Raw genomic sequence first — 13,663 nt, 5'->3', positions numbered from 1 at the left:
CAGGTGCGGCCATGTCAGCTCAGCGAAATCGTATCATCACCGTCGCCAATCAAAAGGGCGGGGTCGGCAAGACGACCACAGCGATCAATCTTGCCACCGCTCTCGCTGCGATTGGTGAGCGCGTCCTGATTATCGATCTGGATCCGCAGGGTAACGCGAGCACGGGTCTTGGTATCGACCGCCGCCGCCGCGAGGTGTCCTCCTACGATCTGTTGATTGGCTCCCATACCGTTGTGGAAGCCGCGGTGCAGACAGTGGTGCCGGATCTCTATATCGTTCCGTCGACGATGGATCTGCTCGGCGTGGAGATGGAGATTGCGCAGCAAGCCGATCGTGTTTTCCGCCTCAAGCGGGCGCTTTCGCAGCCAGATGCCAAGCAGTTTTCCTACATTCTAATCGATTGCCCGCCGTCGTTCAATTTGTTGACAATGAACGCCATGGCAGCGGCAGATTCCGTGCTGGTTCCGTTGCAGTGCGAATTCTTTGCTCTCGAGGGATTGAGCCAGCTACTCGAGACTGTCGACCAGGTGAGGCGCACGGTCAATCCCACGTTGGATATCCAGGGCATTGTGTTAACCATGTTCGACGCCCGTAATAATCTGGCGCAGCAGGTCGTCAACGACGTCAGGACGCATCTTGGCGACAAGGTCTATCACACGTTGATTCCGCGCAATGTCCGGGTCTCGGAGGCCCCCTCCTATGGCAAGCCTGCCATTCTTTATGATTTGAAATGCGCCGGCAGCCAGGCTTATCTGCAGCTGGCTTCGGAGGTGATCCAGCGGGAGCGGCAGCGCAAGATCGCGGCATAAGGTTTCGTCCAGTAGAATAAGCGAGCGTATTTACCTATGAATGATGATCAATCGAAGCGCCGCCTGGGGCGCGGTCTGGCAGCCCTCATCGGTGAGATGGATCAGTCGGCGCCCGTGGGCGACGCAAAGCCGACCATCAATCCGGATCGTCTTGTGCCGATCGAGTTTATCAGCCGTAATCCAAAGAACCCGCGCCGGACATTCAACGAGGCGGACCTGCAGGACCTCGCCTCCTCCATACGCCAGCACGGCATCGTGCAGCCGGTCGTCGTTCGCACCGTCTCTAGTGGCAGGTACGAGATCATTGCGGGCGAACGTCGTTGGCGTGCGGCTCAGCTTTCGGGCCTGATCGAGATCCCGGTGATCGTCCGCGATGTCGACGACAAGACCGCACTGGAAATCGCCATTGTCGAAAACGTCCAGCGGGCCGATCTTAACCCTCTCGAAGAGGCGCTCGGCTACGACCAGCTGATTGCCGAGCACGGTTATACGCAGAACGATCTCGGCGAAATTATCGGTAAAAGCCGCAGTCACGTCGCCAACTCGCTGCGGCTTCTGAAATTGCCGGAGCCTGTCAGGGACATGCTGTCGAGCGGCGCGCTGTCGGCGGGTCATGCGCGCGCCTTGGTGTCGACGTCAGATGCCGCCGGTCTTGCACGCACTATCGTTGCCAAGGGCATGTCGGTTCGTGATGCGGAGCGCCTCGCCCAGAATGACATCAAGGCCCAGAACGACCCCCGACCAGCCGGCGCCCGCAAGGACGACAAGGATTCGGATACCCTCGCGCTGGAGCGGACGCTCACCGATACGCTTGGGCTCGATGTGACGATTGCCCACAAGGGGAGCGGCGGACAGGTGCGGATTTCCTACAAGTCACTGGAACAGCTGGAAGAAATCTGCAGGCTCCTGGAGCGCCGTTAATTCAAGCCTTGCGGGCAGATTGCAGCGTCGTGGCCAGCAATGTCTGCATCGCGATGCTGTCCTCGAGGCTTTGGCGCTGGCGTGTCTGGAAAATTGCGGCCTGCAGCCTGTTCATTTCGCGTCCGATCGCGTCCGACGTCCAGACGCGCAATGCCTGTTCGATCGTTGGTTTGCGCCGGAAATGCAGATGCCGCCCGTGCGTCTGCAGCACCTGCGCTGCCGGAAGGCGTTTTTCATCCATTTCGGCCCTCATGACATCCAGCAGCTGAAATTGCCGCAGGCACCCCTGCAGCACGAGGAAAATCGATGTCTTCGAGGCGATGATCTTCTGGGTCGCGTGGAGAAATCCGGCGGAGTCGCCCTTGAGGATGGCATCGACCGCATCGTCAGCCGAGACTGCGCTGGCATCGCCGATGATGTCGACGACATGCTGTTCGTCGATCGTGCCGAGGCCACGGCAATAGAGCGCGAGCTTGCGCACCTCGTTTCGTGAGGCGATCCGGTCGCCGCCCAGAAGTTCCAGCAGCATGTGGCGGGCAGCGGGCGTGATCCGCAGGTTTTCATGCGCCAATTCGTGGTCCACAAGCGTGTTCAGCGCCCGGGCGTCATCTGCGTAGCACGGGATCGCCATGATCGTGCGATTGCTATCGGCAAGCTTCCGGAGAGCCGCGGTCTTCTTCAGGTCGCCGGCCTCGACGATCAGGAAGGTCGTCTCGGGTGGATTGGAAGCGATCGCCTGAAGCCCGTCGACGACCGATTTTTCATTGGCCGCGCCGCGTATCCAGACAAGGCGGGCACCTCCGAATAAGCCGATGGCGTTGGTCTCGTCGATGAGACGCCCGGGGTCGTTGTGGAGGTCGCCGACATCCAGCTTGACCAGCGAAAACGGGTCAGACAGATCGACCCCCGTCTTTTCGGCGATTTGCTTCGCTCGCTCGGAGACGAGACCCCGGTCAGGGCCATAGATGACAAACAGCCGATGCTTACGGGCGGCCGTCTGCAAAAATCCCTCGAATTCGTGGGATTTTATCTCCGTCATGCGGCCGTCCTTATGGCTGGATCAATTGCTCAATGCAGCCGCAATGTCGGCACCGACGAACTGTGCGACTTCACGTGCCGCACGGTCTTCCGCATCGCGGATGGCGCGCTGTTTGGCAAATTCCTGCGTCGGGAAATCCACCAGCGCCACCATCGAGCGGTTGCCGGCCTTGATGACCTTGCCGTCGCTGATACGCTTGATGACATAGGAGGCAGTCACGGTCGTGCGGCCGGCCTGCGATGTATCGGACGAGGCAAGGTAGAGAACGCCGCCTGTGCCGGAGCTGACGTTCAGGCTGACCATGTATTGCGGGTTGGCAGGCTCGCCAGCGCCATGGCTGGCGATGAAGATCAGCTGGTTCCTGACCTCCTGGCCAACGCGGCGCTGGGCAGCATCGGCGGCAACGGCATCGGTGAAGCCGACGGTCGCCAATTTGGCCGTCGCACCCGTGCTTTCGGCGTAGAGAGGCCGAACCTGGCAGGAGGACAGCAGGGCCGGGACCGCAATGACGGTGACCGCGCAGGCGATCCTGGCGAGCTTGGACATGAAATCAGACGACAATGTTTACGATCCTCTGTGGAACGACGATGATCTTTTTCGGCGCCTGACCATTCAACGCGCTTTGCACCGCGCCCAAGGCAAGGGCGGCGGCCTCGACGGCACTTTGATCCGCATCGCGGGCGATTGTCAATTCGGCGCGCTTCTTGCCGTTGATCTGTACCGGCATCATCACCTCGTTTTCAACGACGAGAACGGCGTCGAAGTCGGGCCATGGCGACGTCGCCACCATGGTGGGGCATCCGATCGCGGCCGCGCACTCCTCCGACAGGTGCGGCGTGATGGGCGCGACGATGGCGATCAGGATCTCGACGGCATCGCGAACGGCGCTGCAGAAGGTTTCGTCGCCCTCTCCGGCCGCGACTTTTGCCAGCGGCGCTGCAAGGGCGTTGACGAATTCGTAGATACGCGCCACGGCCTTGTTGAAGGCGAGCTTGTCATAATCGGCACCGACAGCTTTCAGCGTTTTATGGGCTATCTGAGATACGGCCAGTCCATCGCCGGAATGAGCCGCCTTTGGCTCGACCGACTTCAGCCGGTCAGCGGCCTCCGACACCAGGCGCCAGACGCGCTGGGTAAAGCGATGGGCGCCCTCGACACCGGCTTCCGACCATATGACGTCGCGGTCCGGCGGCGAGTCCGAGAGCACGAAGAAACGCGCCGTGTCGGCTCCGTAGGAGGCGATGATATCATCGGGGTCGACGACGTTTTTCTTCGACTTGGACATCTTCTCGATAGCGCCGATCGTCACTTCTTCGCCGGAGGACAGCAACAGGGCACGCCGTTTGCCGTCGACCTCCTCGAAGCGCAGATCCACAGGTGGTACCCATTCGCGCGATGCCCCCTCGCCGCGGCTGTAGGTCTCGTGAACGACCATGCCTTGCGTAAACAGACCCTTGAAGGGTTCCTTGACATCGACATGCCCTGTCTTTTGCATGGCACGCGTGAAGAAGCGCGAATAGAGCAGGTGCAGGATCGCATGCTCGACGCCGCCGATATACTGATCGACCGGGAGCCAGTGGTTGGCGGCAGCCTTGTCGGTGGGGTCGTTTTCCCATGGTGCCGTGAAGCGTGTGAAATACCAGCTGGAATCGACGAAGGTGTCCATGGTGTCGGTTTCGCGCTGGGCATCCTTGCCGCAATGCGGACAGGCGACATGCCGCCAGGTGGGATGGCGATCCAGGGGGTTGCCTGGCAAATCGAAGGTAACGTCGTCCGGCAGCTTGACCGGCAAGTCTTGTTTCGGTACCGGAACGACACCGCAATCGTTGCAATGGATGACCGGGATGGGGCAGCCCCAGTAGCGTTGCCGTGAAATTCCCCAATCGCGCAGGCGGAAATTGACCTTGCGTTCAGCCTGAGGCGCATTGCCGATATTCGTTGTCGACAGGCGTGTAGCCACGACGTCGAAGGCTTCCGTCGTGGTCATGCCGTCGAGAAACTGAGAGTTGATCATGACGCCGTCGCCGTCATAGGCCACGTCCCCGACCGTGAAGCTCTTGGCGTCGCCATCTGCCGGCATGACGACCGGGATGACCGGCAAGTCGTACTTGCGCGCAAAATCGAGGTCCCGCTGGTCGCCCGAGGGGCAACCGAAGATGGCGCCAGTGCCATAGTCCATCAACACGAAATTGGCGATATAGACCGGCAGTTCCCAGCTCGGATCGAGCGGATGACGGACGCGGATACCGGTATCCATGCCCTTTTTCTCAGCCGTCTCGAGGGCTGCAACGGATGTGCCGGCGCGGCGGCACTCTTCGCAGAATGCTTCGACGGCGGCGTCCCGGCTTGCTGCTTCCTTCGCCAGTGGATGGTCGGCGGCGATTGCAAGGAACGAGGCGCCGTACAGAGTATCCGGGCGCGTCGTGTAGACGGCGATCTCGCGCTCTTCCGTTGGCACCGCGCCGGGCACTATCTCCCAGCGGATGGTCAAGCCCTCCGAGCGTCCGATCCAGTTTTTTTGCATCAGCCGGACCTTTTCCGGCCAGTGATCCAGCGTGTCGAGCGCATCCAGCAGGTCCTGGCTAAAGTCGGTGATCTTGAAGAACCATTGCGTCAGCTCGCGCTGTTCGACCAGCGCGCCCGAGCGCCAGCCGCGTCCGTCGATCACCTGCTCGTTGGCCAGCACGGTGTTATCGACCGGGTCCCAGTTGACCTTCGACTTCTTGCGGTAGACCAGCTCCTTTTCCATCATGTCGAGGAACAGCATCTGCTGGCGGTGATAGTATTCGACATCGCAGGTGGCGAATTCGCGGCTCCAGTCCAGCGACAGCCCCATGGCCTTCAGCTGCGCCTTCATCGAGGCGATGTTCTGGTAGGTCCACTCCTTCGGATGCACCTTGTTGTCGCGGGCAGCGTTTTCGGCCGGCATGCCGAAGGCGTCCCAGCCCATGGGATGCAGCACATTGTAACCACGCGCACGCTTGTAGCGGGCCACGACGTCGCCCATGGCGTAGTTGCGCACATGGCCCATGTGGATGCGGCCCGATGGATACGGGAACATCTCTAGGACGTAGTACTTTTCGCGCGGGTCGTTGTTGTCAGTGAGGAAGACGTTGGCGTCATTCCACTTTTGCTGCCAGCGGGGCTCGGAGTCGCGCGGATTATAACGTTCGGTAGCCATGTGACCTGTATTTCCGGATGTAATGGGGAGTTGGCGTGACCTTCATCATGAAACCAACCAAGCGTCAAGTTTGGTGGCCAACAGCATCGTCATCCGGCGTTCGAGATGGCCGAATTTCAAGGGGTTGCTCTTGGCAAGGGCGGGCGGGCTGTCTACTCAGGACGGGCAATTCTACTCCTATGTCGAGGTCGAGCGATGGAACTTCAAGAGCGATTGGACGATGTGCGCAACAGGATCGCAAAGGCCGAACAAAAGGCCGGCAGGCCTGAGGGTTCGGCGCAGCTGGTTGTGGTCTCCAAGACCTTCGATGCCGATGTCATCCGTCCTGTTATCGCCGCCGGTCAGCGGCTGTTCGGCGAAAACCGGGTGCAGGAAAGCCAGGGCAAGTGGCCGGCGATGAAGGCAGAGACACCCGACATCGAACTGCATCTGATCGGCCCGCTGCAATCGAACAAGGCGGCCGATGCCGTGGCGCTGTTCGACGTTATCGAGACCGTCGACCGCGAGAAGATTGCCCGTGCGCTGGCCGCCGAAATGAAGCAGCAGGGCAAGTCGACGCGTTTCTACGTGCAGGTCAACACCGGGCTTGAGCCGCAAAAGGCGGGGATCAGTCCTGACGACACCGGCGCCTTCGTGTCCCTCTGCCGCGACGAACTGGGGCTTACGGTCGAGGGGCTGATGTGCATTCCGCCGGCGGATGAAAATCCCGGTCCGCACTTCGCCCTCCTGGCAAAGCTCGCCGCAGCCTGCGGGGTCGAGAAGCTTTCTATGGGCATGTCCGGCGATTACGAGGTCGCCGTCGCCTTCGGTGCCACCAGTGTGCGGGTCGGTTCGGCAATTTTCGGGGCCCGTTAGGTCCGCGTCAAATTTTTCTGCAGGCGTTGATGAACAGCGGTTTGCAGCCTTGGCCGCGGATAGCGTATCGCAGCCTGCCCGCAAATTGTAATATGGCTGACAAGAATGAGGATCATGAGAGGGGCCGCGTTGCCAATCATGCTGCAGCGCACATGACTGGAACCGGAGACCTCCATGACCCTTCCCATCCTCGGCGCCGCCATGACGCTGGAAGAACTCGAAATCCACCGACACTGGCTCCTTGAAAAGCAGCGTGACCTCGAATTGCAGAGCTTTGTCGACGCTGAAGTGCTCGGCGGTGACTGGAAGCCGCTCGTCGATCGCACCAAGACGCTGCTGGATGGCCACACCGGCCGCGTCGGCATCCACGGGCCGTTCTGGGGCTTTACGATTGCCTCCAAAGACCCTGGCGTACGTGCCGTCGTTGCAGAGCGCATGCGACAGGCGCTCGATGTGTCGGCGGCGATCGGCGCAACCCACATGGTCGTCCACAGCCCGTACACGACCTGGAATTACAACAATCTCGACAATAATCCGGGGGCGCGCGAAAGCATTATTGAGTACACGCAGAAGACCATGGGCGATGCCGTCAAGCGGGCTGAGGATATCGGCCTCACCATGGTGATGGAGAACATCGAGGATATCGATCCTGAAATCCGCAATGTGCTGGTCGACAGCTTTGCCTCGCCGGCGGTCGCCGTGTCGATCGATACCGGCCATGCCCATTACGCCCACGGCTCGACGGGCGGTCCCCCGGTCGATTATTACGTTCATGCCGCCGGCAACCGCCTGCAGCATGTCCATCTTCAGGATGCCGATGGTTATGCCGACCGCCACTGGTCGCTCGGCGAAGGCACGATCCGCTGGCATTCCGTCTTTGCCGCCCTTGCCAAGCTTATCAGCAACCCGCGTCTGATCATCGAGATCAAGGACAAGTCGAAGATCCCGGCCTCGGCCGCCTATCTCGAATCGCTCGGTCTGGCCCAGTAAATCCGGCCTGCCCCGTTGCCTTGAAAAAGCCGACCCGCCCCGAAAGCGGGGCGGCCGATTGCCCGCATTGTCAATACAGCCGACGACAGCGTGGTCCATGGTGACCATCCGCAATCTGATCGTTCGCGCCACTGATCCCAAAAGGAGACTTCCATGACCCTTCCCGTTCTCGGCGCCGCCCTCTCGTTGGACGACCTCGAAATCCACCGCGACTGGATGCTCGACAAACAGCGCGACCTCGAACTGCAAAATTTCGTCGACGCGAGGGTGCTCGGCGGCGACTGGATGCCGCTGGTCGAGCGCGCCAAGCGGCTGCTCGACGGCCACACCGGCCGGGTCGGCATCCACGGGCCGTTCTTCGGCTTCACCATCTCGTCACAAGACGAGGAGATCCGTGCTGTCGTCGCCAAACGGCTGAGCCAGGCGCTGGATGTGGCGACTGCACTCAGTGCGACCCATATGGTCATCCACAGCCCCTACACCGCCTGGCACCATAACAATTTCCCCCACTTTCCCGGCGAGCGGGAGCGGATGACCGAATATACACATCTGACGATAGCCGAGGCCGTCAGGCGGGCCGAAGACATCGGACTGACATTCGTCATCGAGAATTGCGACGACATCGATCCGCAGACCCGCGTCGCCCTTGCCGAAAGCTTCAATTCGCCAGCCGTCGCCGTGTCCATCGACACCGGCCATGCCGAGTGTGCGCATGGCAGCTACGGTGCACCGCCGGTCGACTATTTCATCCACGCGGCCGGCAACCAGCTGAAGCATGTGCATCTGCAGGACGTCGATGGGTATGCTGACCGCCATTGGGGTCTCGGTGAGGGCATCATCCGCTGGCATTCGGTGTTTGCGGCGCTCGCCAAGCTGACCAGCAACCCGCGCCTGATCATCGAGTTGCGCGATAAGACGAATATCCGCGCTTCTGCGACGCATCTCGAGCAACTCGGTCTCGCCCAGTAATAAGGCTCTGCCGCTGCGACCCAGGCGGAAAGGCCGCCGGTCGCAGCGTTGTTGCGAAACATGACGAGATGCCGAAACGGTGGCATGAAGCGTACCGTTTCGGCCCCTACCTCGCTTGAAAAGCGGGGTCTGCGGGTCTAAGAACCCGCAACCGATTGTCAAAGCAGAGGGCTTTTCATGACAGTGCGCAATCTCTTCCTGCTGCCGGGTGACGGCATCGGACCGGAAGCCATGGCCGAGGTCCGCAAGATCATTGCCTATCTCAACGAGGCCCACCAGGCCGGTTTCGTCACCGAGGAAGGCCTCGTCGGCGGCTGTGCCTACGATGCGCATGGCGTGGCGATCTCCGAAGGCGACATGGCCAAGGCGATGGCGGCCGATGCCGTGCTGTTCGGCGCGGTCGGCGGTCCGAAGTGGGACGACGTTCCCTATGAAGCCCGTCCCGAAGCCGGCCTGCTGCGGCTGCGCAAGGACCTGCAACTGTTCGCCAATCTGCGCCCGGCGATCTGCTATCCGGCACTCTCCTCCGCCTCGTCGCTGAAGCCGGAGCTGGTCGAAGGCCTCGACATCCTGATCATCCGTGAACTGACCGGTGGCGTCTATTTCGGCGAGCCCAAGGAGATCATCGATCTCGGCAACGGCCAGAAGCGCGGCATCGATACGCAGATCTACGATACCTACGAGATCGAGCGTATTGCCGGCGTTGCCTTCGAGATGGCCCGTACCCGCAACAATCGCGTCTGCTCGATGGAAAAGCGTAACGTCATGAAGTCCGGCGTGCTGTGGAACCAAGTGGTGACGGCGACCCACAAGGAAAAATATTCCGACGTCAAGCTCGAGCACATGCTTGCCGATGCCGGCGGCATGCAGCTGGTCCGGGCGCCGAAACAGTTCGATGTCATCGTCACCGACAACCTGTTCGGTGACATGCTGTCCGACGTGGCCGCCATGCTGACCGGCTCGCTCGGCATGCTGCCGTCCGCGTCGCTCGGTGCGCCCGATGGCAAGACCGGCAAGCGCAAGGCACTCTACGAGCCGGTCCACGGTTCGGCGCCCGATATCGCCGGCAAGGGCGTTGCCAACCCGATCGCCATGATCGCTTCCTTCGCCATGTGCATGCGCTACTCGTTTGCGATGATTTCCGAGGCCGATGCGCTTGAGAAATCGATCGCTAACGTGCTCGATCGCGGCATCCGTACCGGCGACATCGTCTCGGACGGCATGACCCCGGTCGGCACTGTCGAGATGGGCGATGCGATCCTTGCCGAGTTCAAGACGCTGAGTGCCTGATTTCACGTGAAACATTTTTGCCGCGTCCGCTAATTCCGGGCGCGGCGATCGTCTTGATCTGCCCTCCGGCATGCCTATGTCTGGTCGATGCAACACGACACCGAGAATGCCCCTTCCCTGCCTGACAAAACCCGTCGCGGAATGTGGCGTCTGTTGGCGACCCGCTATGCCGCTCGTCGCGCGCAGCACCGTTCCATCCCCTGGCTCGGCTACACGCTGAGCATCGTCAATATCGTCGCCCTTGCCTTCTTCGTGCTCGACGCGCCGCTCGGCAAGACGGCGCGGGACCTGCCGGCGGCACTGGTGGCCTTTGCCGGCGACATCACCAATGTCGGACAGATGTTGCGGATGCTCGGCGCCATCGTCGTCATTTTCGTTGTCGGCGTGCTTCTGGCGCGTCGGCTGGCGGACCTCCGCCGCCGCTATCGCGTCGCCTATTTCGCGCGGATGGCAGCCTATCTGCTGATCTCGGTGCTGTCGGCAAGCGCGGTCGTGCACGTGCTGAAGACCGCGATCGGCCGGGCCCGGCCGCTGATCTACGACCAGTATGGCATTCTCGGCTTCAAGCCTTTCGACGGTCACTTCCTGTTCCAAAGCTTCCCTTCCGCCCACTCCACCCAGATCGGTGCGTTCTGCGTCGCCCTGGCCCTTCTGTTTCCAAGGTTCAGGCTGGTCTTCGTCGGGGTTGCGCTGTGGATCGGGGCGACGCGGGTCATTCTCGGCGTGCACTATCCGAGCGACGTGGCGGCGGGGCTGGCCCTTGGCGCCTGGTTCGCCTTTGCGACGGCGGTGATGTTTTCTCGCTTCGGCCTGCTGTTCGCGCTTTCGCCGAACGGCTTTCCGGTGCCGCGTGTGCGGCGCTTGATGCGGCGTCGGCCGCTTGCCGACGGATAGCGACCGACGCCACCGGCGCCGGCCGGATTGCGATCCGGTTCAATCCATCGTGTTGATATCGCGGTCCTTGGTTTCCGGCAGGAAGATCATGCCGATCACCAGCGTGATCCCGGCAAAGACGATCGGGTACCATAGGCCATAATAGATATCGCCCTTGGCAGCACTCATTGCGAAGGCCATGGCCGGCAGCAGGCCGCCGAACCAGCCGTTGCCGATGTGATAGGGCAGCGACATACCGGTGTAGCGGATGCGGGTCGGGAAAAGCTCGACCAGCAGGGCTGCGATCGGGCCGTAGACCATGGTGACATAGATCACCAGCACCGTCAGGACGAGGATAGTTCCGAGCCAGTTAACCGCTGCGGGGTCGGCGACCATGGCGAAGGCGCCTGCCTTGGCGATGGTGTAGACCGGCATCTCGGTCACGCCGGCGGCCTCCTCCTTGGTGAGCATCTTGTCAGCCACCAGCTTGTCCGCCGGCACGACCGTCTTGTCGCCCGCACGTACTGCTGCAGCATCGATACCGACTTCCGGGTTGGCGACGACGAAAGCGTCGAGCTTGCTGTCCGGCACCTTGGCGGGTCCTCGCACCAGCGGATAGCCGCCATTGTGCAGGGCGGTGTTGATGCCCTTCTCGAACGCCGCATTCAGGCCCTTGGCCTTGTCGCCGGCGGTGACGACGTCATAGCTCGGCACCGTCTGGCCGCCGATCGTCACGGTCGCCGGTGTGCCCGGAGGAGCTGCGACGACATCATAGGGCACCGAGTTCTTGGTGAGGAACGCCGTTGCCACGTCGCAGGAACTGGTGAACTTCGCCACGCCGGTCGGATTGAACTGGAAGCGGCAATCGGCCGGGTCGGCGGTTACTGTTGCCCGTACGGTCGACTGGGCTTGTGCCAGCGCCGGGTTTGCCGTCCAGGTCATCGCCTTGAACAGCGGGAAATAGGTCAGCATTGCCAGCAGCAGCCCGGCCATGATGATCGGCTTGCGGCCGATGCGATCGGAAAGCCAACCGAACAGCAGGAAGAAGCCCGTGCCGATGAACAGGGCGACAGCGACCATGATATTGGCAGCCTGGAACTCGACCTTGAGCACGTTCTGCAGGAAGAACAGCGCGTAGAACTGGCCGCAATACCAGACGACTGCCTGTCCCATGGTGGCGCCGAACAGCGCGATCAAGGCAATCCTGGCGTTTTTCCAGGTGCCGAAAGCCTCCGTCAACGGCGCCTTGGAGCCCTTCCCTTCGGCCTTCATCTTCTGGAAGGCCGGCGATTCGTTCATTTTGAGGCGGATCCAGACGGATACGCCGAGCAGCACGAAGGAGACCAGGAACGGCACGCGCCATCCCCAGGCGGCAAAGGCTTCCTTGCCGAGGAAGGCCTGGACGGACAGGATTACGATCAGCGACAGGAACAGGCCGAGCGTTGCGGTCGTCTGGATCCAGGCGGTGTAGAAGCCGCGACGTCCGGGCGGAGCATGTTCGGCAACATAGGTAGCAGCGCCGCCATATTCGCCGCCGAGCGCCAGGCCCTGCAGCAGGCGGAGCGCAATCAGGATGATCGGTGCCAGAATTCCGATCGAGGCCGCCCCGGGCAAGAGGCCGACCAGGAAGGTCGACAGGCCCATGATCAGGATGGTGATGAGGAAGGTATATTTGCGGCCGACGAGATCGCCGAGCCGGCCGAACACCAGCGCGCCGAAGGGGCGCACCAGGAAGCCGGCGGCAAAGGCCAGCAGTGCGAAGATGTTGCGGGTTGTTTCCGGATACTGGCCGAAGAAGCTCGCGCCGATATAGACGACAAGAGAGCCGTAGAGGTAGAAGTCGTACCATTCGAACACGGTGCCAAGCGACGAGGCGAAGATTACCTTCCGTTCCTCGGCAGTCATGGCGGCCGCCTTCGGCCGACCGGTCATTGCGACGTTAGCCATAAATTCTTTCCTCCCACGGAATGCTGAGTGTCATGCGCGCCTCCCGGATCCCGGGACGTCCTCCAACACGACGCGCATCTTTAGAGTGTGCCAGAAAAAACTCCGTAGTGAAACACGCCATTGCAGCCTGCCGTTGCCGCCTGTGTCGCCGATGTTACAGATCGTTGTCGCCATCTTTGGACAGATCGCCCTCGTCGCAATCGCGCCTCATGGAGTAGCGCAGGACTTTTGAGAGTTGCGGCCAGGTCATCTCGGGCAAGTTCTTGAGCCTTGGCGTCCACCAGTCGCGCCACTCTTCGAATATGTGCAGCAGGTCCTTGTCGGCAGCTGAAAGGCAGGCGGGGAGAACGGTGCAGGCGCTGCTGGGCAGGCCAAGCCTGTGGAGTTCGTTCAGTCGTCGAGGAGGACGGCTGACGTTCGCATCGGCCCGCTGCAAACGCGGTCCCGGTGGCATTTCCTGAGGCGGCAAAGGTGGACGACGCAGGGCGAGGCCCGATTGCAGAAATAGGATGCAGCACTGCGGCTGAGCAACTCGTGCCTGACGGCGCGTTGCTGAAGAAAGACGGCACGGTGGTCTATGGTGGGCGTCGACATGCAGATCTCCATGTTTTGGTGTTCCCGTATTCCCATCCGGCGTCTATCGCGCACACACCATCCCGTTCACGCGATCTGTTCGACCCGTGTTTTCAAATCTGATGGCCGGGGCACACCGTGTGCCTGATGATTTTTTAGTGAAGTGACACCAGATGTGCCCCGTTCGACAGTTTTTATCCGCAACTCCGGATCCTC

General features: G+C 61.4%; 12 protein-coding genes. 7 read left to right on the top strand and 5 right to left on the bottom strand.

Features of this window, described 5'->3' with window-relative positions; translation table 11 throughout:
• Positions 1-11: 11 nt before the first annotated feature.
• Both EQW76_RS24360 and EQW76_RS24355 read left to right on the top strand, forming a co-directional pair.
• Positions 12-809 carry a ParA family protein gene (locus EQW76_RS24360; protein ID WP_111222118.1) on the top strand — a complete coding sequence of 266 codons (798 nt, stop codon included), beginning with the start codon at positions 12-14 and terminating at the stop codon, positions 807-809.
• A 36-nt stretch (positions 810-845) separates the two neighbouring features.
• Positions 846-1,730, top strand: a complete 885-nt coding sequence (locus EQW76_RS24355; RefSeq protein WP_142828729.1) for a ParB/RepB/Spo0J family partition protein — start codon at positions 846-848, stop codon at positions 1,728-1,730.
• Position 1,731: 1 nt separating this feature from the next.
• Here the strand turns inward: EQW76_RS24355 and holA are convergent, their stop codons facing one another.
• Genes holA through leuS form a run of 3 tightly spaced genes read right to left on the bottom strand, consistent with a single transcriptional unit; the run spans position 1,732 to position 5,950 of the window.
• Positions 1,732-2,769, bottom strand: coding sequence for a DNA polymerase III subunit delta (gene holA / locus EQW76_RS24350; RefSeq protein ID WP_142828731.1), 1,038 nt, complete (start codon positions 2,767-2,769; stop codon positions 1,732-1,734).
• 21 nt (positions 2,770-2,790) lie between these two features.
• Positions 2,791-3,330, bottom strand: a complete 540-nt coding sequence (lptE, locus tag EQW76_RS24345; RefSeq protein ID WP_142828733.1) for an LPS assembly lipoprotein LptE — start codon at positions 3,328-3,330, stop codon at positions 2,791-2,793.
• Positions 3,320-5,950 (bottom strand): leucine--tRNA ligase, encoded by a 2,631-nt coding sequence (leuS, locus tag EQW76_RS24340; RefSeq protein WP_143123319.1) that lies wholly within the window; start codon positions 5,948-5,950, stop codon positions 3,320-3,322. The genes lptE and leuS overlap by 11 nt, the downstream gene beginning before the upstream one ends.
• A gap of 195 nt (positions 5,951-6,145) precedes the next feature.
• Here leuS and EQW76_RS24335 point away from each other — a divergent pair, with 195 nt between their 5' ends.
• The 5 genes from EQW76_RS24335 (at position 6,146) to EQW76_RS24315 (ending at position 10,948) form a co-directional block, all read left to right on the top strand.
• Positions 6,146-6,805 (top strand): YggS family pyridoxal phosphate-dependent enzyme, encoded by a 660-nt coding sequence (locus EQW76_RS24335; protein ID WP_142828737.1) that lies wholly within the window; start codon positions 6,146-6,148, stop codon positions 6,803-6,805.
• 174 nt (positions 6,806-6,979) lie between these two features.
• Positions 6,980-7,795: a sugar phosphate isomerase/epimerase family protein gene (locus EQW76_RS24330; RefSeq protein WP_142828739.1), complete on the top strand. Its 816-nt coding sequence runs from the start codon at positions 6,980-6,982 to the stop codon at positions 7,793-7,795.
• Positions 7,796-7,948: 153 nt separating this feature from the next.
• Positions 7,949-8,764 carry a sugar phosphate isomerase/epimerase family protein gene (locus EQW76_RS24325; protein ID WP_142828741.1) on the top strand — a complete coding sequence of 272 codons (816 nt, stop codon included), beginning with the start codon at positions 7,949-7,951 and terminating at the stop codon, positions 8,762-8,764.
• Positions 8,765-8,941: 177 nt separating this feature from the next.
• Positions 8,942-10,054 (top strand): 3-isopropylmalate dehydrogenase, encoded by a 1,113-nt coding sequence (gene leuB, locus EQW76_RS24320; RefSeq protein WP_142828743.1) that lies wholly within the window; start codon positions 8,942-8,944, stop codon positions 10,052-10,054.
• An 87-nt stretch (positions 10,055-10,141) separates the two neighbouring features.
• A complete protein-coding gene (locus EQW76_RS24315; RefSeq protein WP_224127844.1) occupies positions 10,142-10,948 on the top strand; it encodes a phosphatase PAP2 family protein in 807 nt (268 codons plus the stop codon).
• A 39-nt stretch (positions 10,949-10,987) separates the two neighbouring features.
• Here EQW76_RS24315 and EQW76_RS24310 read toward each other — a convergent pair whose 3' ends face one another.
• A complete protein-coding gene (locus EQW76_RS24310) occupies positions 10,988-12,874 on the bottom strand; it encodes an MFS transporter (protein ID WP_142828745.1) in 1,887 nt (628 codons plus the stop codon).
• A 154-nt stretch (positions 12,875-13,028) separates the two neighbouring features.
• A complete protein-coding gene (locus EQW76_RS24305) occupies positions 13,029-13,310 on the bottom strand; it encodes a hypothetical protein (protein WP_142828747.1) in 282 nt (93 codons plus the stop codon).
• Between the last annotated feature and the right edge of the window lie 353 nt (positions 13,311-13,663).

The organism is Rhizobium sp. rho-13.1 (assembly GCF_007000305.1).
Classification (GTDB): Bacteria; Pseudomonadota; Alphaproteobacteria; order Rhizobiales; family Rhizobiaceae; genus Rhizobium; species Rhizobium rhododendri.
This window is presented reverse-complemented; position numbering and strand designations above follow the sequence as displayed.

Coding starts and splice junctions, on each gene's coding strand:
- leuB (WP_142828743.1), top strand. CDS start 8,942: ATGACAGTGCGCAATCTCTTCCTGCTGCCGGGTGACGGCATCGGACCG.
- EQW76_RS24355 (WP_142828729.1), top strand. CDS start 846: ATGAATGATGATCAATCGAAGCGCCGCCTGGGGCGCGGTCTGGCAGCC.
- EQW76_RS24335 (WP_142828737.1), top strand. CDS start 6,146: ATGGAACTTCAAGAGCGATTGGACGATGTGCGCAACAGGATCGCAAAG.
- EQW76_RS24310 (WP_142828745.1), bottom strand. CDS start 12,874: ATGGCTAACGTCGCAATGACCGGTCGGCCGAAGGCGGCCGCCATGACT.
- EQW76_RS24330 (WP_142828739.1), top strand. CDS start 6,980: ATGACCCTTCCCATCCTCGGCGCCGCCATGACGCTGGAAGAACTCGAA.
- EQW76_RS24360 (WP_111222118.1), top strand. CDS start 12: ATGTCAGCTCAGCGAAATCGTATCATCACCGTCGCCAATCAAAAGGGC.
- EQW76_RS24325 (WP_142828741.1), top strand. CDS start 7,949: ATGACCCTTCCCGTTCTCGGCGCCGCCCTCTCGTTGGACGACCTCGAA.
- holA (WP_142828731.1), bottom strand. CDS start 2,769: ATGACGGAGATAAAATCCCACGAATTCGAGGGATTTTTGCAGACGGCC.
- EQW76_RS24315 (WP_224127844.1), top strand. CDS start 10,142: ATGCAACACGACACCGAGAATGCCCCTTCCCTGCCTGACAAAACCCGT.
- leuS (WP_143123319.1), bottom strand. CDS start 5,950: ATGGCTACCGAACGTTATAATCCGCGCGACTCCGAGCCCCGCTGGCAG.